Source organism: Ruegeria sp. CF5 (genome assembly GCF_056537325.1).
In genome coordinates this window covers 135,629-156,709 of sequence record NZ_JBQFRI010000008.1, presented here as the reverse complement: position 1 = coordinate 156,709, position 21,081 = coordinate 135,629, and the positions used below count along the sequence as shown (strand labels likewise).

The following is a 21,081-nucleotide window of genomic DNA, read 5'->3' as shown; positions in this document are numbered from 1 at the left end:
AAATTACCGCTTACCCCGGCGAACGCTGCGCAAAAGTAACGCAACCAGCCCCAATAACGCGAAAAAGACAGGACCGTCGCCCAATCGGCTATAAAATGTCGGGGGCAAAGGCTGGGGTATCTCGGCATCGATGAAACCGGCCTCACCCAAGGGCAACGAACCGGTGATGCGTCCAAGCGGATCGATGACGGCGGAAACACCGGTATTTGCAGATCTCAACATCGGCACGCCATGCTCGATCGCCCGCATTTGAGCCTGCGCCAGATGCTGATACGGCCCGGACCGGGTGCCAAACCATGCATCATTGGTGATCTGCAACAGGAACGCGGGACGTTCGGGCGCAGACAGGACGTCCTGAGTGAATACTGCCTCATAGCAGATAAGCGGCAGAGCCAGACCCAGCCCGCCAAGGTTCAGCACGGACGCCCCCGGCCCGGCGCTGAACCCCTGCCCTGCGGTGGTGGCAAATCCGTGAATGCCTATTCGGGACATGAGGTTCCCCAAAGGCACATACTCACCAAAGGGAACCAGGTGGTGCTTGTCATACAACCCGGCCTGCTGGCCGGTCTCGTCCAGATACACCATCGAGTTATAGATACGGGCACCCTCGCTGCGCTGCGCGCCGAGGATAACCGGAACGCCCTGCGCAGCCAGCGCGATGGCGTCAAGAACATGCCCGGCATTTTCCAGCCAGACCGGAATCGCGGTTTCCGGCCAGACGATCAAATCCGGACGCGGGCCAGCGGAGGTAAAGTCGATCTGGCGATTGAAAAACAGGGGCGCGTATTGTGGGTCCCATTTCTGATGCTGCGGGGCGTTCGGTTGCACCAGCCGGACAACATCGCCCGAAAGCTCCGCTTCGGGACGCGTCAGCCCATATCCCAAAGCCGTAACCGCGAATCCAACGGCCACCACAACCGGCCACAACAAGGCCCGGTTCACCCGGCCGGAGGACAAGGCGGCGCCCAGTGGCAGCGTGACGGCGAATGTCAGGGCGCCCAGTCCATAGGGACCAATCAGCGACAGCATCTGTGCAACGGGGGTATTTACCCAGATCTGCGCAACGCCTGCCCATGGGAAACCGGTGAACAGATATCCGCGAGCAACCTCGCCCAGTGACAGAAACAGGGTCAGCAACAGGCCTTGATCCTCAGGTGTCGCATCGGGTCGCCGCGCAAACCAGAACGCCGGAGCCCAGAACAACGCCATTCCACCCGCCATGAAGACCAGCGCGAACGGGGCCATCCAGGCGTGGCGCTGAGCGTCCACCAGAAAGGGCTCCACGATCCAGATCAGCGCATGGCCGAAATACCCGGTGGCAAACAGCCAGCCCAGCCAGACCGCCCGCTTTTTGCTTTCACAGGACAGAAACAGCGCAGGCAACGCAACCAAAGACAACAACGTTGCTGGCCAGAAACCAAATGGCGCTAATCCGAAAGCCGCGACGCTGCCCAGCAGGACCGCCAGTATGAGCCGCAGCCAGAATGGCCAGCGCGTGGCAGGGTTCATGCAGTAACGCCCGGCAGCATCACTCGCAGGCGCTTGATGCGGCGCGGATCGGCGTCGATGACCTCGAATTCAGGACCTTCGGGGTGGATCACGACCTCTCCGCGCGCGGGTACACGCCCGGACAACATAAAGACCAAACCACCCAGCGTATCTATCTCTTCCTCGTCCACATCCTCGTGACTCGTCAGCGATTGCCCGATCTCGGCCTCGAAATCCTCAAGCGGCACGCGGGCCTGAACCGTGTAACAACCGGGTTTGTCCTTGATCCACAGCTTGTCTTCATCCGCGTCATGTTCGTCGGCAATTTCGCCCACAACCTGTTCAATCAGGTCTTCGATCGTCACCAGACCGTCAACGCCGCCATATTCGTCAATCACAAGGGCCATATGGCGCCGCTCGGTCTGCATCTTGGTCAGCAGAACACCGATCGGCATGGACGGCGGTACAAACAGCAAGGTTCTCAGCATGGATCTGAGATCGAATTCTGCCGACTCTCCGTTAAAGCCGTGGGTAAGCGCAAAATCCTTGAGATGCACAAATCCAAGCGGCGTATCCAGCGTACCCTCGTAGACCGGGATACGGGACATGCCACTGTCACGAAACACCTGCGCCAGTTCTTCTTTCGCAGTTGTCGCCGGAACCGAGATGATCTCGGCTGTCGGAATTGCCACGTCCTCAACCCGCATTCGGCGCAAGTTGATCATCCCGCGCGGCTGCGCGGCCAAGACCTCTTGCCCGTTTTCCGGGGCAGTTTCGTTGTCATCATGAGAAGAGAACGCGTCCAGAATACGGGAAAAAAGTCCGCTTCTCTCTTCGAGTTGGGTATCGTCGTTCCGGGGTTGCGCGCCATGCGCCGCCATAGAACTGCCGTCTGTTTCGCCCATTTTCCTGTTCCAAATGATCGGGTCGGATGACCCCAATTACCCATTATATGGGTCATCGATACCCATCTTGCCAAGTATTTCGACCTCGACGCGTTCCATCAAAGTGGCGTCAGGGTCACGAATGTGATCATACCCCAAAAGATGCAAAACGCCGTGCACAATCAGATGAGTGACGTGATCGTTTACGGATTTACCCTCATTTTCGGCCTCGCGAGCGCAGGTATCGTAAGAAATCGCGATGTCGCCCAGCGCAATTTCGCCTGTGAAATCGGGCTGCGGAACAGGCGGAATATCCCCTGCCCCGGCAGGCGCCAGATCCTCGGCAGGCCAGCTCAGAACATTTGTCGGCGATGGCTTTCCGCGAAATTCGGCGTTCAGTTCGGAAATGCGGGCATCGTCACAGGCCAGCAGGCTGACCTCGCACAATTCCGGATCAAGACCGCAATGCTCGAGGGTCGCCTTAACAGCAGTGCGCGCCAACGGCTCAAGGTCCCGCCAGCGGGCGTCCTCAACTGTCATTTCCAGGTTCATCAGCGATCCCGATCAGGTTCAGCCGGTCGATGGCCGGCCAGCGTCGGCCTCATACGCCTCGATGATCGCCGCGACAAGCGGATGACGCACGACATCTTTCGAGGTGAAATAATTGAAGCTGATATTCGGGATCGTCTTCAACAGCCTTTCGGCATCCGCCAACCCTGACTGCACTCCGCGCGGCAGGTCGACCTGAGAACGGTCGCCGGTGATCACCATGCGACTGCCCTCACCCAGCCGGGTCAGGAACATCTTCATCTGCATGGTGGTCGCGTTCTGCGCCTCGTCCAGCACCACAAAGGCGTTGGCCAGCGTTCGCCCTCGCATAAATGCCAGCGGCGCGATTTCGATCCGCTTTTCCTCGATCAATTTGGCAAGCTGCTTTCCGGGTAGGAAGTCATTCAGCGCATCATAAAGAGGCTGCATGTACGGATCGACCTTGTCCTTCATGTCGCCGGGCAGATATCCCAGCTTTTCCCCGGCCTCGACTGCCGGGCGGCTGAGGATGATGCGGTCGACATGGCCGCCGATGAACATCGAAACTCCGACCGCTACGGCCAGATAGGTCTTGCCGGTACCGGCGGGGCCGATGCCAAAGGCCAGTTCATTGCTGAACAACGACTGGACATAGGCCTTCTGGGCATCCGTACGCGGTTCCACCAGCTTTTTGCGGGTCTTGATCTCGACCGTGCCGCCCTTGAACATCTCAAGCTGATCGCCGTCGCGCACACCGGTATCCTCTTCAGAACCGCCCATCCGCAATTCGCGATCCACATCGGCCGATTCGACCGGTCGACCACCTTCAAGGCGTTCGTACAGCGCCTGCAAAATCTCGACCGCCTGCTTTTGCGCGTCCTCGTCGCCGATGATCGCCAACTGATTTCCGCGCCGCAGAATCTGCACCGTCAGTTTTTGCTCAATATCGGCAAGATTGCGGTCGTATTCGCCGCACAAATCTATCAATAGCCGGTTGTCTGGAAATTCAACAAGCACCTCTGGCGGGGGCATGTCATCCTGCGGTGGGTTCAGGGCACCGATGGCCAATCCGTTCTCCTGTCTTGGCGTGTCCCCCCGAGCGTAGACAACATTTCTCGCCGGGTGCAAGCCACAGTTTTAAAATTTATTCCGGGTGAACCAAAACCGTTGCGGCAGACACCGTACTTGGCCTGCCAACACGATCCACAAATCAGCCAAATTCAGAATTTGTAGTTCAGCCCGAACCGTACGCCACCATAGGTCGGGGTCGACTTCGTCGACAGTGCTGACGAGAAATCAATCACTTTGGACTGGAACTGCACGTATTCATATTCCCCCGTCAGCGACCACTTTTCGGACAGTTGGTGCTCGGCACCGAGACTCAGCAGAAACCCGTTGCGACGATCGGATTCTTCCATCGAACTGCTGCTTCCCGATCCGGCACCCAAAAGTGTCGTCTCCACACCGCCGTTCACATAGCCGACTGAGCCGAAATACAGGGTTTTACCACTGCGATTCGTTATGCCGCTGCGAAACCGCAGGCTGAAAATGTCGGTGACTTCGGACTTGCCACCAAGCGTCCGACCGAATGCAGGCCCGGTTGTCGAATCCTCAAGCCCCGCAAGATCAAAGCCCAGCTCAAAACCATAGACATAGCTGCGGCCTTCGCCGATGGGCAGATTCGCGCGCCATCCGCCACGGATGCCGCCGAAGGCACCGTCGATCTTCAGATCCCCGATGTCGACGGTTGTTCCGCCATTGCGTACGCCAAAACGGTCGGATTTGCCCCAGCCATAGCCAAGACTGAACCCGCCGTAAAAATGGCTGAGGCCGCTTGAGACAGGTGTCGGACTGATAACCGGAGGTTCTATCGGGGCTTCGGACAAGGTGCCCGCCTGTGATGGGGTACCGGCAACCGAAATCAACGACACAACTGCCAGAGCGCGAAGACATCCGGCACCCAATTTCGCGAGCCCTGCTTTGTATGACACTCGCACCCTCCTGACCTTCGGCAACCTGATAACCAACTCTCCGGACCCCTTTGTCCAACCCCCTGATACACTGACAGGGCATGATCCATCTATCCTCGGAACATGGTTCCGAAGCATAAATCAAGGGTAAATTTTGGAAACAAACGCCAAATATGGTGTCTGACTGCGATACAGGTCAGGTCAGATCAACTCACCGGCCAGCGAATTCGCACCCGAGGATTTGACCCGAACGCGGCGCAGATCACCGGCCTGCACATCCGCGCCCGCGACGTGAACTGCGTGAAGATACTCGGATTTTCCGACCATCTGCCCGTCAAGCCGCCCCGGCTTTTCGAACAGCACGCTCACCTCGCGGCCGACCATGCCGTCCTGAATTTCGCGCTGGTGGCGGGTGATCAGCCCCTGAAGACGCTGTAGGCGGTCATCCGCCTCTGCCGCGTCCACCTGTGGGCGCTCTGCCGCCGGGGTGCCGGGGCGTGTGGAATACTTGAAGGAATAGGCGTAGCCGTATTTCACCTCTTCCACGAGATCGAGTGTCGCCTGAAAATCCTCTTCGGTCTCTTCCGGGAAGCCCACGATGAAGTCACCGGACATCAGGATATCCGGACGCGCGGCGCGAATGCGTTCGATCAGCCGCAGATAGCTTTCCGCCGTGTGGCTGCGGTTCATCCGTTTGAGTATCTTGTCCGACCCCGATTGCACCGGTAGATGCAGATAGGGCATCAGTTTTTCACAGGTCCCGTGCGCTTCGATCAGATCGTCCGCCATGTCGTTGGGATGCGAGGTGGTGAAACGGATACGCTCCAACCCGTCGACCTTGTTCAGTTCCCAGATCAGACCGGCCAGTGTCATGTCACCATTCGGACCGGCCCCATGATAGGCGTTGACGTTCTGACCCAGCAGAGTGATTTCGCGCACGCCCCGTTCAACCAGATCCTGCGCCTCACGCAGAATGCGGTCCGCTGGTCGACTGACCTCGGCCCCGCGGGTATAGGGCACAACACAGAAGGCACAAAACTTGTCGCAACCCTCCTGTACGGTCAGAAACGCAGTCGGACCACGCTTGGCCTTGGGGCGATTCTTCAGCTTCTCGAACTTGTCTTCCTCGGGGAAGTCGGTATCCAGCGCCTTTTCCCCGGCCTGTGTCTTTGCCTCCATCTCGGGCAAGCGGTGATAGCTCTGCGGCCCCACCACCAGATCGACAAGCGGCTGGCGGCGCATGATCTCTTCGCCCTCGGCCTGTGCGACACATCCAGCGACACCGATCTTGAGGTCGGGCTTGTCCGCTTTCAGTCCCTTGAAACGACCCAGTTCGGAATAAACCTTTTCAGCCGCCTTTTCCCGGATATGGCAGGTGTTCAGCAGGATCATGTCCGCGTCATCGGGGCTTTTGGTCTCGACATAGCCCTGACCGCCCAGCGCCTCGGCCATGCGCTCGCTGTCATAGACGTTCATCTGACAGCCATAGGTCTTGATATAAAGCTTCTTGGGTTCGGACATGGGGCTGGCCTTTGCATTCGCTGGACCGGCGTCATCTATACGGATCGGACGCCGCTTGCAATGCAGGCGCAATTACCCGAATTTGACCCGGAATTCCAGCAATGCAGGCAAAGGCCGGACCATGCAGTACGAAACCCTAGACGAATTTCTGAAACAGGGTTCAGCGGCACTTGCCCGTGGGCCGGTCGCGCTTGTCTTCGTCGAGGACGAAGTCGAAGTGGACAGCACGCTGCGCCATCATCTGGATCTTGGATTCAGATCGGTGATCGCATTCACGCCTCAGGACATTGCACCGGAACCTCAGCTCTCGGAACGTATTTATCGCGTTACGGGCAACTACTCTCAGGGCGCCAACGTTTTCGACACGATCAACCGGATCATCGACGCCGCGCCGGGCGTATGGATGTATTACTGCTTCAACGCGGAATACCTCTATTACCCTTTCTGCGAAACCAGAACCATTGGCGAGATGCTAGCCTTTCACGGGGAAGAGCGGCGCGACGCCATGCTCTCATATGTCATCGATCTTTATGCCGGTGATCTGGACGCCTGCCCCGGCGCGGTTTCGCTCGATCAGGCGATGCTGGACAGGACCGGCTATTATGCGCAGTCGCGCTATGACGCCGAAAACAAACGCCCTTTTGACCGGCAACTGGACTTTTCGGGCGGCTTGCGCTGGCGCTTTGAGGAACACGTGCCTTATGAGCGCCGCCGCATTGACCGGATTGCGATCTTCAAATCGAAACCCGGCCTTCGGATCAGGCCCAACCACACGTTCAGCGATCAGGAATACAACACCTATTCCTGTCCCTGGCACCACAATCTGACGGCCTCGATCTGTTCATTCCGCGCCGCAAAGGCGCTCAGGCGAAATCCGGGGTCGCGCAATGCCATCACCAGCTTTCGCTGGCGCAATTCGGTGCCGTTCGAATGGCACTCGCAACAACTGCTTGATCTCGGCCTGATGGAACCGGGGCAGTGGTTCTGACCGCCCCGGATTGCGGTACCCTCAGCGGCGGAACAACACCGGGAACCAATCTTCGCGCAGTCTCTGGCCCGGCTGCATGTCGTGTCCCGGATAGGGTGGCGATGTGGGGCCCGGCCTTTCGACATAGCGCGCGTCATCCCCCACCAGACGCAAGGAAAACGCTCGCCGGCGCGTGGCCGAGGTATTGCCGCGCGCTCCATGCAGAACGCGATAGTTGAACGCAACTGCGTCGCCGGGCTCCATCTCGAACTCCACCACCTTCATGCCTTCGGCATCGGGATCGGGTATCGGCATGTACTGGCCCTCATCCGCAAAGAATCCTTCTTCGGAAACCCAGCGGGTCGGCAGCACTTCTTTTTCCCAGCGATGCGAACCGGCGACACAACGCAGGGCTGCCTCTTTCACCGGATCAAGCGGCGACCAGAAGCTGACGGTCTGCTGACCTTCGACAAAATAGTATGGCCCGTCCTGATGCCACGGAGTCGCCATTGACGTGCCCGGCTCTTTCACCAGTACGTGATCGTGGAACATCTGCACGCTGTCGGATTGCATCAAATCCGCCGCCACTTCGGCCGCGGGCGAGGATTCGATCACATCCCGGAATTGCGGGATGCGTGTCCAGTTGCAGTAGTCGTCAAAGAACCGCCCGGATTCGCCGTCCTTCTTATTCTCCGACGCATACGGGCCGGGATCGGCCATATTCGCGGCAACGCCGTCGCGCAGTTTTTCCACCTGCTCTGCAAACAGCCCTTTGACCAGAACGACTCCGTCCTGTCTGTACGTATCGATCATGTCCTGCGTGACGAGGGGATGAGGCATTTCGAACTCCGCTTTTAAACCTGACTGATCTGCGCATGTTTGCAGCCTCTGTTCAAATAATATCTTTTAAAGCTATAAATAAATTCATGTTATATATCTCACTCCGCCAATACGAATACGTCTGCGCCATTGGCCGGTATGGCAGCCTGTCTACTGCGGCTCAGCACCTAAACGTTTCGCAACCCGCCCTGTCCACTGCGCTGACCCGGATCGAAGAGCATCTGGGCCATCCATTGTTTTCGCGCAGGCGCGGTTCGGCGATGGCCGTGACACCGCAGGGACGCCAATTCATCGAACAGGCAGAGCTATTGCTGGCCAGTGCAGCGCAACTGGAAAACTCGGATCGTCCCCATCTGGGCACGGAAAGGCTGCAACTGGGATGTTTCGTCGATCTTGCGCCATTTCTTCTGGCACCCGCCCTGCACCAGTTGCGCAAAGTGATACCGAATGTGACCGTAAGCTATCGCGCCGACAGGTTCGAGGCACTGCTGACGGCGCTCATCAAAGGGCAGATCGACCTTGCGATCACATATGATCTGGGAATGGACGCAGGGTTCACGCGTCGCCCCCTGTTCGTAAGCAGGCCAAATGCGATCATGTCGCCCGACCACCCCCTGTCTCGCGCCGGTCAGGTTTCACTGGCGGACCTGACCGAATACCCGCTGATCCTGTCCGAAGAGGGCCTGTCTGCACAGCATATCCTTGGTCTGTTTCGGCGCAGCGGGCTGACCCCGCAGGTGAATCACCGTGCCGCGTCGCTTGAAATTCTCCGAAGTCTTGCGGCGCATAACGAAGGTGTCGGTCTCAGCTACGCCGACCCGCCCGCCAGACGCAGTTATGACGGCAAGCCGATTGTCAGCCTGCCGGTTTCCGACCCTGAGGCGTCCGAGGCCGTGGTACTGGCCCGGCACGGAACCGGCCCCGTGACAGCAGAGATCGCAGCAGCCGAAGCTGCACTGATCCGGATTTTCAAAACGGAATGATTATGGCTTGCGGCGCAGGCGGATCACAACATCGACCGATGCGATCTCGACACCGTCAGGTGCGTCCGGCAGGCGCTGAATGACCAGCTGCTCCGAGGGCGCATCACTCAGACGGCCTTCGTCTTCCCAGAAGAAATGCGGATGGTCGTGTGTATTGGTGTCGAAGTAGCTCTTCGATCCGTCCACCGTGATCTCCTGCAGAACACCGGCCTCGCAGAACGCCCGCAACGTATTATAGACCGTGGCCAGCGATACGGCGGCGCCGGTTTTCTTTGCCGCTTCAAACAGGCTTTCCGCTGTAACATGGCGATGCCGTCCGTCGCCCACCAGCAACTCGGCCAGGGCCACACGTTGACGCGTTGGCCGCAGCCCGGCATCAGCCAGCCAGTTGGTTGCGATTATTTGGCTTTGCGGTGTCATTGATCCGATACCCGTATTTGCTAACGCTATATAAGGGCTGTGGAACCGGAATTTCAAATGAAATTCATTCGCAAGAATGCCGTGTCTGCAGAAGGATGTGGCGTACCCGCTCTTGCAGGACCTTGCAAACGGGTGCTAGACGAGGCCAGATAAGACGAACAGACCCTGGCAGAAGAGGCGGCAGAATGGCCCAATTCCCAAGCAGTTTTGACAAGGACGATCTGCTGAAATGCGCCCGAGGCGAGCTATTCGGCCCCGGTAATGCGCAATTGCCTGCCCCGCCGATGCTGATGATGGACCGGATCACCGAAGTTTCCGCGGATGGCGGTGCGCATGGCAAGGGTCACATTCTGGCTGAATTCGACATCACTCCCGATCTCTGGTTCTTTGACTGCCACTTCCCCGGCAACCCAATCATGCCTGGCTGTCTGGGGCTCGATGGCCTTTGGCAGCTGACCGGATTCAATCTGGGCTGGCGCGGCTGGCAGGGGCGTGGAATGGCCGTGGGCGTTGGCGAAGTCAGGCTGACCGGCATGGTGCGCCCCGACCGCAAGATGTTGACTTACAAGGTTGACTTCAAAAAGGCTATTCAGACGCGCCGCCTGACCATGGGTGTGGCGGATGGTATCGTCGAGGCTGACGGCGAAATGATTTACGACGTAAAAGACATGAGAGTCGTTCTTTCAGAAGCCTGAGCCTGACCGGCCCGAAATAAGGAGCACGCACATGCGTCGAGTAGTTGTCACCGGCCTGGGGGTTGTTTCCTCCATCGGGAACAATGCCGAAGAGGTTCTGGCCTCTTTGAAAGCTGGCAAATCCGGCATCGAGACCAACGAACAAATGATCGAGCATGGCTTTCGCAGCCAGATTGCAGGCCCTTTGCGTATCGACGTCTCGGAACACGTGGACAAGCGCACGCTGCGGTTCATGGGACCGGGCGCAGCCTATGCCCATATTGCCATGCGGCAGGCGATCGAAGATGCCGGGCTGACCGAAGATCAGGTCGTGAACCCGCGCACCGGTCTGGTTGCAGGGTCCGGCGGCCCGTCGACCAGCGCGATGCTGACAGCCCATCAAACCGTCCTCAAGACCGGCGCCACCAAGCGGATTGGGCCGTTTGCGGTGCCGAAATGCATGTGCTCGACCATCTCGGCCAACCTGGCGACAGCGTTTAAAATCAAGGGTATCAACTATTCGATCACCTCGGCCTGCTCGACCTCTTTGCACTGCATCGGCAATGCAGCCGAACAGATCATGATGGGCAAACAGGACGTCATGTTCGCCGGTGGCGGCGAGGAACTGGACTGGACCCTGTCCTGCCTGTTCGACGCGATGGGCGCGATGTCATCGAAGTACAATGACGCACCGGAAAAAGCCTCGCGCGCGTTCGATCAGGATCGCGACGGATTCGTGATCTCGGGCGGCGGCGGCATGGTCGTGCTGGAAGATCTGGAACACGCACAAGCGCGCGGCGCAAAAATCTACGCGGAAGTCACAGGCTTTGCTGCAACCTCGGACGGGCACGACATGGTTGCTCCGTCGGGTGAAGGCGGCGAACGGGCAATGCGACTGGCCCTGGCCACCGTGCCCGAAGATCGCAAGGTGTCTTATATCAACGCGCACGGCACATCGACACCGGTCGGCGACGTGGGCGAGGTTGAGGCAGTGCGCCGCATTTTCGGCCAGGGCAACGTACCACCCATTTCTTCCACGAAGTCTATGACCGGGCACGCGCAGGGCGCGGCCGGTGCTCTGGAAGCCATATTCTGTCTGCTTATGCTGGACAACGATTTCATCACCCCTTCCATTAACGTCGACACACTTGCCGAAGGCATTGAGCCGGGTGAAATCGCAACCAAAGTCATTGAAAACGCGGGACTGGACAGTGTCATGACCAATAGCTTCGGCTTTGGCGGCACAAATGGTTCCATGGTCCTTTCCAAGTTTCACGGGTGATAAGAATGTCAGAAGTACTCAAAGGCAAGCGCGGCCTGATCATGGGTGTCGCCAATGACCGTTCCATCGCATGGGGTATCGCCAAAGCCATGCACGAGGCGGGCGCAGAACTGGCATTCACCTATCAGGGTGAGGCATTTGGCAAACGGCTGGAACCGCTGGCGCAAAGCGTCGGAAGCGATTTCATGGTGGACGCGGATGTTACAGATGATGCGTCTCTGGACCGCGCGTTCGAAGAACTTGCCGCCCGGTGGCCGACCATCGACTTTGTGGTTCACGCCATCGCCTACTCAGACAAGTCCGAACTGGCCGGGCGGTTCCTGAACACCACCCGCGCAAATTTCAAACATTCGATGGATGTCTCGGCCTATTCCTTCATCGAGGTCGCGCGCCGCGCCTACCCGATGATGGCAGAGAATGGCGGCACACTGCTGACCCTGACCTATCAGGGGTCCAACCGGGTCATTCCGAATTACAATGTGATGGGCGTTGCCAAGGCGGCGCTGGAATCCGCGACACGTTATCTGGCCAACGATCTTGGCCCGGACGGCATTCGCGTAAACGCCATCTCGCCCGGTCCGATGAAAACTCTGGCCGGTGCCGCAATCGGCGGGGCGCGCAGGACCTACAAGTTCTGCGACCAGAATGCGCCCATGCGTTCGAACGCCACACTGGAAGCCGTTGGTGGAACCGCTGTCTACCTGACATCCGATGCGGGCGCCTGCACCTCGGGCGAGATCATCCGCGTCGATGGCGGCTTTCACGTACTGGGCATGCCGCAACCAGAATCCATGTGACTCTATCTTTCCCTGCCCCCGCCAAGATTTGACCATCTTTGGCAGGCAGGGATTGCCACATGAGTAAAGTCGATCTGATCCTTGAAAATTCCGCCCACCGCGGGCAGCCCCGTCGAAAATCAGGGCTGCTCAACAATCGGGCGCGTGTGATGTTGCTGACGCTGACCACATTGCTGGTCGCCTTCGTCTTTCTCACCCAGCCGCAGGTGCGCGACGCCGTCACCTCACTGCTTCCCTAAACGCAGGGTGAAATCCCTGCGTCCGGGAATGCGGGTTCAGGCGATCGAAACAACCTCGATATCAAAAATCAGGTCCTGTCCGGCCAGCGGGTGATTGCCGTCCAGCGTGACCGTTGCCTCATCGACTTCGACCACTGTGACCGGCAACGCCTGTCCATCAGGTGCCTGCATCTGCAATTGCGTACCGATGTCCAGCGGGATGTCATCTGGAATGCCTTCGCGCGGGATGGCCTGCCGCATGGCCGGATTGATCGGTCCATAAGCGTCGACGCAGGCGATCTCGACCCGCTTTTTCTCGCCCGTCGTCATTCCGGGCATGGCGGAATCTAATCCGGGAATGATCTGCCCCGACCCCACGACAAACTCCAGCGGCTCGCGGCCTTCGGAACTGTCAAAGACATTTCCGTCCAGCAATTTGCCTGTGTAGTGAATGCGAACCGTGTCGCCTTGTTTGATTTCACTCATCTTGGGTCTCCGGTCCTTTGTCTGGGCATGAACGCCCCACCCTAGGGCCTGTCACGCCAATGTAAACCCGCCCCCCTTTCACACAGATTTCTCCTGTGCCAACCTGCGCCCGATCAGGGGAGGATCAGATGCCAATCACAACTTGCATATTCGACGCCTATGGCACGCTGTTCGACGTGGCCGCCGCTGCCCGTCAGGCCGCCGCGGAACCGGGATTTGACACGCTGAAGGACAAATGGCCCGAGCTTGCAAATCACTGGCGCCTCAAACAGTTGCAATACACATGGCTCAGGGCTGTCGCAGATGCACATACCGATTTCTGGGACGTGACGCAGGATGGGCTGGACTGGGCACTGGAGGCCACAGGGCTGGACGGCGATGCCACGCTACGCCAGCGCCTGCTGGACCTATACTGGGAACTTCAGGCCTATCCCGAGGTTCCGGACATGCTTGCAGCCCTGAAAGCGTCCGGCAAACAGACGGCGATACTGTCGAACGGCTCGCCGCCGATGCTGGATGGCGCTGTGCAGTCGGCGGGTATCGGAGGAGTACTGGACGATGTGCTGTCGGTCGAAAGCGTCGGCGTCTTCAAACCCCATGCCCGTGTCTATGATCTGGTGCAGAGCCGGTTCGGCTGTGCCCGTGACGAAGTGTTGTTCGTCAGTTCCAACGGCTGGGATGCGGCCGGGGCCAGCGGCTATGGCTTTGTCACCGCCTGGGTCAATCGGTCAGGAGAGCCAATGGACCGGTTGCCGTGGAAACCCGATCACGTATTGTCGGATCTGACCTCGATCCCGCAACTGGCAGGCGCCTGATGCGCTTTTTCACTTCGTCCGATGGCAAACGCCTGTATTTTGAAGACGCAGGAACTGGCCAGCCTTTGCTGTGCCTGTCGGGTTTGACCCGAAACAGCAAGGATTTTTCCTTTCTCGCGCCACATGTGACCCACCTGCGCATGATCGCGATGGACTACCGTGGTCGCGGCAAGTCGGATTACGACCCCGATTACATGAACTATAGTATCGCGCGCGAAGCGCAGGACGTGATCGAACTGCTGGACCATCTGGGGCTGGGCAGAGTTACCATACTCGGCACCTCGCGGGGCGGATTGATCGCGATGGCGCTGGCCGCCAGCAATCCCGAACGTTTGTCCGGCGTGATCCTGAATGACGTGGGACCTGTCATTGAACCCGCCGGGATTGCGCGCATCATGGATTTCGTTGGCAACAAGCCGGCGTCAAAAACGCTGGACCAGTCCGCCGCAGCCCTGCAAAGCGCCATGGAGCAACAATTCCCCGGTGTTTCGCTTAAGACATGGCGCAGACAGGCCGAATATCAGTATTCCGAAACACCCGATGGTCTGGACCTGCGGTATGACCCGGCCTTGCGAACCGCGTTGATCGAACAGGCCACGACTGGGGCGACACCTGATCTTTGGGCTCTTTTCGACGCGCTGGCCCCAATCCCCACCGGCCTCATCCGGGGTGGGAATTCAGATGTTCTGGGCACCACGACCGTCAGCGAGATGAAAAGCCGAAAACCCGACTTGATACTGGCCGAGGTCCCCGACCGGGGCCATGTGCCGTTTCTGGACGAACCTCAGTCCCTGGACGTTATTCGAAGGATAGTAAACACCGCATGAGCACCTTGGAAATGATCGAATCCGCCGCCGCGCGTTTGGACGGCCACGTCAGACGTACGCCCATTCTGAATTCGCCCTTTCTGGACGAAATCGCAGGCCGTCGGGTGCTGGTGAAACCCGAATGCCTGCAACATACCGGCAGCTTCAAGTTTCGCGGGGCATGGTCTGCAATTTCTGCTCTGGACGAGGAAACACGCCAGCGGGGCGTGATCGCCTATTCCTCGGGCAACCACGCGCAGGGCGTCGCACTGGCGGCCTCAAGGCACGGGATTACCTCGGTGATCGTCATGCCGTCTGACGCCCCACAGTTGAAGATCGACAACACCCGCGCACTGGGGGCCGAAGTTGTTCTGTATGATCGGTCCCGCGAGTCCCGCGAAGAGATAGGTCAGGCTTTGGCATCCGAACGCGGACTGACCCTGATCCGCCCCTATGACGAACCGCAGGTGATCGCCGGGCAAGGCACCACCGGGCTGGAGATCGCACAGCAAACTGCCGAAATGGACGTGGGCAACGCTGATGTTCTGGTGTGCTGCGGCGGCGGTGGCCTGTCATCGGGCATCGCGCTGGCCCTTGAAGCGCACGCGCCGGACATGCGCGTGCGCCCGTGCGAGCCGCTGGGGTTCGACGACGTCAAACGCTCGTTGGCGGCGGGGCGCATCCTGAACAACGACGCGACCTCGGGCAATATCTGCGACGCCATCCTGACTCCGCAACCCGGCGACATCACCTTTCCGATCCTCCACCGCCTGTGCGGACCGGGCCTGAGCGTCACCGAGGAAGAAGCTCTGCGCGCCATGGCCCTTGCCTTTCTGCGGCTGAAAATCGTGCTGGAACCGGGTGGGGCGGTTTCTCTGGCCTCGGCCCTGTTCCGATCAGATGAAATCGAAAGCGACACGGTGATCGTGGTTGCATCGGGTGGCAACGTGGACGCTCAAATTTTCCAAAAAGCGCTGGAATTCCTGACGTGATCTGAAAATTGGACCGGCGTAAGCTGCTGCCGTATACCAATACCAAACACTCAACAGATCTCGGTTCCGGAACTGCAAAATGACAAGGCTCAAGCGATGAAGATCGCCAATCTCGGGGATGTAAATCTGCACTACCGGATCGACGGAGACCCGGACGGCGCGCCGATTGTATTCGCAAATTCGCTGGGAACCGATCTGCGCCTGTGGGACGATCTGCTGCCCCTTTTGCCCAAGGGGCTGAAGATCATCCGATATGACAAGCGCGGACACGGCCTGTCGTCGCAACCTCCGGCGCCTTATTCCATGGGTGCCCTTGTCCGCGATGCTGAGGCCTTGCTGGACCATCTTGCCGTCCGCGACTGCGTATTTGTCGGCCTGTCCATCGGCGGGATGATCGCACAGGGGCTGGCGGTCAAACGGCTGGACCAGATTCGTGCGCTGGTGCTGTCAAACACGGCGGCCAAGATCGGAACCGCCAACATGTGGCAGGACCGAATCGAGGCGGTACGGGCGGGCGGTATCGAGGCCCTCGCCGACTCGATCATGGAGCGTTGGTTTTCGAAACCATTCAGGAACGGGCCGGAGATTGAGATTTGGCGCAACATGCTGGTGCGCCAACCGGACGAAGGGTATGTCGGCTGCTCTGCCGCCATATCGGGCACCGATTTCTACACCCCGACCAGCGGATTGCGGCTGCCGACGTTGGGTATCGCCGGGACCGAAGACAAATCGACCCCACCTGATCTGGTCCGCGAAACCGTCGATCTGATCCCCGGCTCACGATTCGAACTGATCCGCAAGGCCGGGCACCTGCCTTGCGTCGAACGCCCCGAAGAATACGCAGAATTGCTGCGGCAGTTCCTGCATGAGATTGGCCATATCTGAGGGAGACAGGGTTGGCGGATTTTCTTCTGATACATGGGTCATGCCACGGCGCATGGTGCTGGCGTGACCTGATCCCAGAACTGACCGCATTGGGCCATTCGGCCCATGCAATCGACTTGCCCAGTCACGGCTCGGACCCGACCCCGATCCCGGACGTGACCATGGAGAACAGCCGCGACGCCATTCTTGCGGCCTCGACACCCGAAACCATCATCGTGGCCCATTCCTGGGGTGGATACCCCGCAAGCGCCGCTGCCGAGGCCGATCCCGATGCCATGCGCGGCCTGATATACCTGTGCGCCTACGTTCCGAAACCGGATACGTCGATGGTCGAAATGCGCAGGCAGGCACCGCGCCAACCGATCCTTGATGCTGTCATAAAATCGGCGGACGGGCTGTCCTATATGGCACGCCCCGACAAGATAAAGGGGCTGTTCTATCACGACTGCCCGAAAGAAACCGTGTCCTACGCTCTGCCCCGACTGTGCCCGCAGGCCATCGGACCGCAGGAGACCCCTCTGACGTTGACAGATCGGTTCGCCGGCGTTCCCAAAGCCTATGTTCGAACGCTGGACGACAGATGCGTTCCCACCGAATATCAGCAGGAAATGAGCTGCATAGCCCCCGATGACATGCGCCAAGAAATCTTCAGCTCGCATTCCCCGTTTTTCTCACACCCCAAGGATCTGGCTCAGGTCCTGAACCGAATCGCGGAGGGTATCTGATGGCGGGTTCCGTCTTTGACAGCGCCCTGTTCGCGCGTCTTTTCCCAACCGGCGAAGTGGGCCGCCTTTTTACCGACAGCGCCGAGTTGCGCGCCATGCTTCTGGTCGAAGGGATGCTGGCCAAGGTTCAGGGCGATCTGGGCGTGATCCCCGAACTCAGCGCTCAGGCCATTACCCGCGCGGCAATGGAGGTACAGCTTGATCCCGGTGCGCTGGCCGAGGCAACCGGCCAGAACGGCGTAAGCGTTCCCGCACTTGTCGCCGCTTTTCGTTCCGAAATGCAGGCACCTGAACACGCAGCCTTTGTGCATTGGGGCGCGACCTCTCAGGACATCATCGACACCGGACTGATGCTTCGGCTGCGGCAGGCATTGGGGCTGATCGAAGCTGATCTGAAAACCGTCCTGCGCCGACTGGCGCAACTGGCCGACACACACGCGACCCTGCCGATGCCCGCGCGCACCTATGGTCAGCATGCCACCCCGACCAGTTTCGGCGCGGTTGTCGCAAGCTGGGGCGCACCGCTGTTGGCCTTACTGGACGAAGTGCCTGAGTTACGGCGCACGTGTCTGCTGGTCTCGCTGTCCGGCGCGGCAGGCACCAGCAATGCGCTGGGACTAAAAGCCAAGGACATGCGTAAGGCACTGGCGGATCTGCTCAATCTTCAGGACCCCGGGCGCAGCTGGCATACGGACCGCTCACCAGTTCTGCGCATTTGCGACTGGCTGACCCGGGTCGTTCTGGCCCTTGGCAAAATCGGTGAGGATGCGATCGAGCTTGCACAGACCGGCATTGCCGAGATTTCCGTCAGTGGCGGCGCATCCTCGACAATGCCGCAAAAGCAGAACCCGGTATCGGCCTCGGTGCTGGTGGCACTGTCACAACAGCAAACCGGCCTGATGAATACCCTGCACAACGCGTGCCTGCATCGCCATCAACGCGACGGGGCCGCATGGTTCAGCGAATGGATGTGCCTGCCCCAGATCGTTCTGGGCGCTGCCGCATCGGTGCAAACCGCACTGTCGTTGAGTTCAGGCATCTCTCCGAACGCAGATGCCATGCAGGCGTCGCTGGACCAAAGCAAGGGCATGATCCACGCCGAAGCGCTGAGCTTTGCGCTGGCCGATCACATGCCTCGCCCCGACGCGCAAGCCGCAACCAAGGCCCTATGCCGCGAAGCGACCGAGACCGGCACGCCGCTCAGCGACATAGTCGCGCGCCAATGGCCGCAATTGGATATCAGCCGGATATTCGACGCCGCCCAGCAACTTGGCCTTGCCCCGGATGAGGCCCGGCAGTTTGCGGCAAAAGTGACGGAACGTCTACGCGACTGATCCCGGCAGAGTTCTTTCCCACCGGTCCAAGCATCGCTAGGGTCAGCCCGACCGAATTGGGGACGGGCTTTCATGCGACTGCCGTATTTCTTTGTGCTGAGCACGGTGATGATCGATGCAATGGGTATCGGTCTGATCATGCCTATCATGCCGGACCTCATCGTTGAGGTTCAGGGCGGCACACTGGCCGATGCCGCGATCTGGGGCGGTGTGCTCAGCACTGCCTTTGCAGCGATGCAGTTCCTGTTTGGCCCCGTTCTGGGCAGCCTGTCCGACGCCTATGGCCGCCGTCCGGTCCTGCTGGTTTCGCTGTTCGTCATGGCGCTAGATTATATTGTCATGGCCATTGCGGGCAGTATCTGGCTGTTACTGGTGGGCCGCATCGTCGGCGGCATCACGGCAGCAACCCATTCCACCGCCGCCGCATTCATGGCCGACATTTCCAAACCCCATGAAAAGGCCGCAAAATTCGGCATGCTGGGCGCGGCCTTCGGCGTAGGCTTTGTTCTGGGCCCGACGATGGGCGGCCTGCTGGGCGAATACGGCACCCGCGCCCCGTTCTGGGCCGCCGCCGGACTAGCCGGTCTGAACTTTCTGATCGGCATGTTCGTGATGACCGAAACCGTAACCGACGCCAACCGGCGCGCCTTTCACTGGCGGCGCGCCAACCTGTTTGGCGCAATCCGGGCGATTGCAGCACTTCCCGACATCAAGCCCCTGCTCTGGGTCTATTTCCTCTATTCTGTCTCGATATATGTCTATCCTGCGATCTGGGCCTATTTCACGCAGGAGCGCTTTGGCTGGTCCCCGCAGATCATCGGCCTGTCGCTGGGCATCTACGGGATCGGCATGGCCATGGTTCAGGGCGGGCTGATCCGCCCTGCCACCCGCTACCTGGGCGAGCGTGGAACCGTGATATACGGGCAGATATTCGATATCGTCGGCTTTGGCATACTTGCGTTTCTGACAAACGGCTTCATTGCCCTGCTGATGATCCCGGTCACGGCTTTGGGTGCGGTCGTCACCCCGGCCCTGCAGGCGATGATGTCAAAATCCGTGCCCGATTCGCAGCAGGGCGAGTTACAGGGCGTGCTTGCGGCTCTTCACGCACTTTCGATGGTCATTTCGCCCCTTTTCATGACGGCAGTCTTCGCCCAGTTCATCCGCGAAGACGCGCCAATCTATCTGCCCGGCGCACCGTTCCTGCTTGCGCTGGTATTGATGCTGGTCGGTTGCGTGATTTTTGTGCGCGCCCGGCCCGTCGTGGCGTAACAACGACACGTCCATGACGGTTTCCACCTTGCAGACCGCTCAACCACGCGCCACCGTGGCCTCTGAGCAAATGGGGGAGAGCCATGCAAACCATCAAAGCAGCCGTCTGCAGGGAGTTCGGAAAACCCCTGACCATCGAAGAGGTTCAACTCGCCCCACCCGGCATGGGCGAGGTCGAGGTCACGCTGGACGCCGTTGCCATCTGCCATTCCGACATCACCTATGCCAGCGGCGCATGGGGCGGCTTTCTGCCGTCGGTCTACGGGCACGAGGCCGCCGGGATCGTCACGGCCGTTGGTGAATCCGCCGGTGGCTTTGAACCGGGTGACTCGGTCGTGGTTACCCTGATCCGCGCCTGCGGGTCATGCCCGTCCTGCGCCGGTGGCAAACCAACCATCTGCGAAACGCCATATGACACGGTGAAAGGCCCGCTGCGGACCGGCGATGGCGGTCCGCTGGAACAGGCGATGGCCTGTGGCGCTTTTGCGGAAAAGGTCGTCGTGAACCACCGGCAGATCGTGAAGATCCCGCCTACGATGGACAAGGATGTGGCCAGCCTGCTGTCCTGCGGCGTGATCACCGGCGTCGGGGCAGCTGTGAACGCCGCTAATCTGCGCCCTGGACAGGATGTGGTCGTTATCGGTGCGGGTGGCGTTGGCCTCAACGCCATTCAGGGCGCGCGCATTGCCGGGGCCCGCCGCATCGTCGCCGTTGACATGACCGAGGACAAGCTGGAAATCGCAAAGGAATTCGGCGCGACCCACGGGGTTCTGGCGACACTGAAGGAACCGTGGCGGGCCGCCTTCAAGGCTCTGGGCGGGCGTGGGGCGGATGCCGTCCTGATTACCGTCGGCGCCATCCCGGCTTATGATCAGGCGCCCCGTTATCTGGGGCGCGGTGGCAAGGCGATCATGATCGGCATGCCGCATTCGGGGGCAACGGCCAGCTATGAACCAGTGATCCTTGCCGCCATCGGTCAGGGGCTGATCGGTTCCAAGATGGGCGACGTGGTCATTCAGCGCGATATTCCGTGGATGATCGACCTGTACCAGCAAGGTCGTTTGAAACTGGATGAGCTGATCTCGGGCCGCTGGACGTTGGACCAGATCAACGAGGCCATCGAAGACACAAAAACCGGCAGCGCCAAGCGCAACGTCATCATCTTCGACCGGGAAACCGCAGCGGGCTGATACC

General features: G+C 59.6%; 23 protein-coding genes. 14 read left to right on the top strand and 9 right to left on the bottom strand.

The features are described from left to right. Window positions 1-3 precede the first annotated feature (3 nt). The 6 genes from lnt to miaB form a co-directional block, all read right to left on the bottom strand. The gene (gene lnt / locus ACR0NW_RS18015; RefSeq protein ID WP_480451876.1) at window positions 4-1,509 is read right to left on the bottom strand and encodes an apolipoprotein N-acyltransferase; all 1,506 of its coding nucleotides are present in this window, start codon (window positions 1,507-1,509) and stop codon (window positions 4-6) included. Next, entirely contained in the window at window positions 1,506-2,393 is an 888-nt protein-coding gene (locus ACR0NW_RS18010; RefSeq protein ID WP_170654171.1) for a hemolysin family protein, read from the bottom strand. Before ACR0NW_RS18010 ends, lnt begins: the two co-directional genes overlap by 4 nt. Window positions 2,394-2,429: 36 nt before the next feature. Continuing rightward, complete coding sequence (gene ybeY / locus ACR0NW_RS18005; RefSeq protein WP_480451875.1) at window positions 2,430-2,924, bottom strand: rRNA maturation RNase YbeY; 495 nt, start codon at window positions 2,922-2,924, stop codon at window positions 2,430-2,432. Window positions 2,925-2,942: 18 nt separating this feature from the next. Then, complete coding sequence (locus tag ACR0NW_RS18000) at window positions 2,943-3,968, bottom strand: PhoH family protein (protein WP_480451873.1); 1,026 nt, start codon at window positions 3,966-3,968, stop codon at window positions 2,943-2,945. A 152-nt stretch (window positions 3,969-4,120) separates the two neighbouring features. Beyond that, complete coding sequence (locus ACR0NW_RS17995) at window positions 4,121-4,891, bottom strand: outer membrane protein (RefSeq protein ID WP_480451871.1); 771 nt, start codon at window positions 4,889-4,891, stop codon at window positions 4,121-4,123. Window positions 4,892-5,071: 180 nt separating this feature from the next. Next, window positions 5,072-6,391 (bottom strand): tRNA (N6-isopentenyl adenosine(37)-C2)-methylthiotransferase MiaB, encoded by a 1,320-nt coding sequence (gene miaB / locus ACR0NW_RS17990; protein ID WP_480451869.1) that lies wholly within the window; start codon window positions 6,389-6,391, stop codon window positions 5,072-5,074. Between the two features lie 121 nt (window positions 6,392-6,512). Between miaB and ACR0NW_RS17985 the strand changes: the two genes are divergently transcribed. Beyond that, a complete protein-coding gene (locus ACR0NW_RS17985) occupies window positions 6,513-7,379 on the top strand; it encodes a glycosyltransferase family protein (RefSeq protein WP_480451868.1) in 867 nt (288 codons plus the stop codon). A gap of 21 nt (window positions 7,380-7,400) precedes the next feature. Here ACR0NW_RS17985 and ACR0NW_RS17980 read toward each other — a convergent pair whose 3' ends face one another. Continuing rightward, window positions 7,401-8,198, bottom strand: a complete 798-nt coding sequence (locus ACR0NW_RS17980; protein ID WP_170654183.1) for a phytanoyl-CoA dioxygenase family protein — start codon at window positions 8,196-8,198, stop codon at window positions 7,401-7,403. Window positions 8,199-8,284: 86 nt separating this feature from the next. Here ACR0NW_RS17980 and ACR0NW_RS17975 point away from each other — a divergent pair, with 86 nt between their 5' ends. Further along, the gene (locus tag ACR0NW_RS17975) at window positions 8,285-9,181 is read left to right on the top strand and encodes a LysR family transcriptional regulator (protein ID WP_480451866.1); all 897 of its coding nucleotides are present in this window, start codon (window positions 8,285-8,287) and stop codon (window positions 9,179-9,181) included. Here the strand turns inward: ACR0NW_RS17975 and irrA are convergent, their stop codons facing one another. Then, window positions 9,182-9,601: an iron response transcriptional regulator IrrA gene (gene irrA, locus ACR0NW_RS17970; RefSeq protein WP_480451864.1), complete on the bottom strand. Its 420-nt coding sequence runs from the start codon at window positions 9,599-9,601 to the stop codon at window positions 9,182-9,184. 185 nt (window positions 9,602-9,786) lie between these two features. On the opposite strand from irrA, the gene fabA reads away from it, so the two are divergent. Genes fabA through ACR0NW_RS17950 form a run of 4 tightly spaced genes read left to right on the top strand, consistent with a single transcriptional unit; the run spans window position 9,787 to window position 12,593 of the window. Next, entirely contained in the window at window positions 9,787-10,296 is a 510-nt protein-coding gene (gene fabA, locus ACR0NW_RS17965) for a bifunctional 3-hydroxydecanoyl-ACP dehydratase/trans-2-decenoyl-ACP isomerase (RefSeq protein ID WP_170654189.1), read from the top strand. A gap of 31 nt (window positions 10,297-10,327) precedes the next feature. Beyond that, window positions 10,328-11,557 (top strand): beta-ketoacyl-ACP synthase I, encoded by a 1,230-nt coding sequence (gene fabB / locus ACR0NW_RS17960; RefSeq protein WP_480451862.1) that lies wholly within the window; start codon window positions 10,328-10,330, stop codon window positions 11,555-11,557. 5 nt (window positions 11,558-11,562) lie between these two features. Further along, window positions 11,563-12,354 carry an enoyl-ACP reductase FabI gene (locus ACR0NW_RS17955; RefSeq protein WP_480451861.1) on the top strand — a complete coding sequence of 264 codons (792 nt, stop codon included), beginning with the start codon at window positions 11,563-11,565 and terminating at the stop codon, window positions 12,352-12,354. Window positions 12,355-12,413: 59 nt separating this feature from the next. Next, a complete protein-coding gene (locus ACR0NW_RS17950) occupies window positions 12,414-12,593 on the top strand; it encodes a hypothetical protein (RefSeq protein WP_170654195.1) in 180 nt (59 codons plus the stop codon). Window positions 12,594-12,629: 36 nt separating this feature from the next. On the opposite strand, the gene ACR0NW_RS17945 is transcribed toward ACR0NW_RS17950, so the two are convergent. Then, window positions 12,630-13,058: an FKBP-type peptidyl-prolyl cis-trans isomerase gene (locus ACR0NW_RS17945; RefSeq protein ID WP_480451859.1), complete on the bottom strand. Its 429-nt coding sequence runs from the start codon at window positions 13,056-13,058 to the stop codon at window positions 12,630-12,632. A 128-nt stretch (window positions 13,059-13,186) separates the two neighbouring features. Between ACR0NW_RS17945 and ACR0NW_RS17940 the strand changes: the two genes are divergently transcribed. From ACR0NW_RS17940 to ACR0NW_RS17905, 8 genes are all read left to right on the top strand, one after another. Further along, complete coding sequence (locus ACR0NW_RS17940; protein ID WP_480451858.1) at window positions 13,187-13,873, top strand: haloacid dehalogenase type II; 687 nt, start codon at window positions 13,187-13,189, stop codon at window positions 13,871-13,873. Then, window positions 13,873-14,700 carry an alpha/beta fold hydrolase gene (locus tag ACR0NW_RS17935; RefSeq protein WP_480451856.1) on the top strand — a complete coding sequence of 276 codons (828 nt, stop codon included), beginning with the start codon at window positions 13,873-13,875 and terminating at the stop codon, window positions 14,698-14,700. Before ACR0NW_RS17940 ends, ACR0NW_RS17935 begins: the two co-directional genes overlap by 1 nt. Beyond that, a complete protein-coding gene (locus ACR0NW_RS17930) occupies window positions 14,697-15,671 on the top strand; it encodes a threonine ammonia-lyase (protein WP_480451854.1) in 975 nt (324 codons plus the stop codon). Before ACR0NW_RS17935 ends, ACR0NW_RS17930 begins: the two co-directional genes overlap by 4 nt. 96 nt (window positions 15,672-15,767) lie before the next feature. Continuing rightward, the gene (pcaD, locus tag ACR0NW_RS17925) at window positions 15,768-16,556 is read left to right on the top strand and encodes a 3-oxoadipate enol-lactonase (protein WP_480451853.1); all 789 of its coding nucleotides are present in this window, start codon (window positions 15,768-15,770) and stop codon (window positions 16,554-16,556) included. A gap of 11 nt (window positions 16,557-16,567) precedes the next feature. Further along, window positions 16,568-17,281 carry an alpha/beta fold hydrolase gene (locus tag ACR0NW_RS17920; RefSeq protein WP_480451852.1) on the top strand — a complete coding sequence of 238 codons (714 nt, stop codon included), beginning with the start codon at window positions 16,568-16,570 and terminating at the stop codon, window positions 17,279-17,281. After that, a complete protein-coding gene (locus ACR0NW_RS17915; RefSeq protein WP_480451850.1) occupies window positions 17,281-18,615 on the top strand; it encodes a class-II fumarase/aspartase family protein in 1,335 nt (444 codons plus the stop codon). Before ACR0NW_RS17920 ends, ACR0NW_RS17915 begins: the two co-directional genes overlap by 1 nt. A 72-nt stretch (window positions 18,616-18,687) precedes the next feature. Further along, window positions 18,688-19,887 carry a TCR/Tet family MFS transporter gene (locus ACR0NW_RS17910; protein ID WP_480451848.1) on the top strand — a complete coding sequence of 400 codons (1,200 nt, stop codon included), beginning with the start codon at window positions 18,688-18,690 and terminating at the stop codon, window positions 19,885-19,887. A gap of 83 nt (window positions 19,888-19,970) precedes the next feature. Further along, a complete protein-coding gene (locus ACR0NW_RS17905; protein ID WP_480451846.1) occupies window positions 19,971-21,077 on the top strand; it encodes a Zn-dependent alcohol dehydrogenase in 1,107 nt (368 codons plus the stop codon). The last annotated feature ends 4 nt before the right edge of the window (window positions 21,078-21,081 follow it).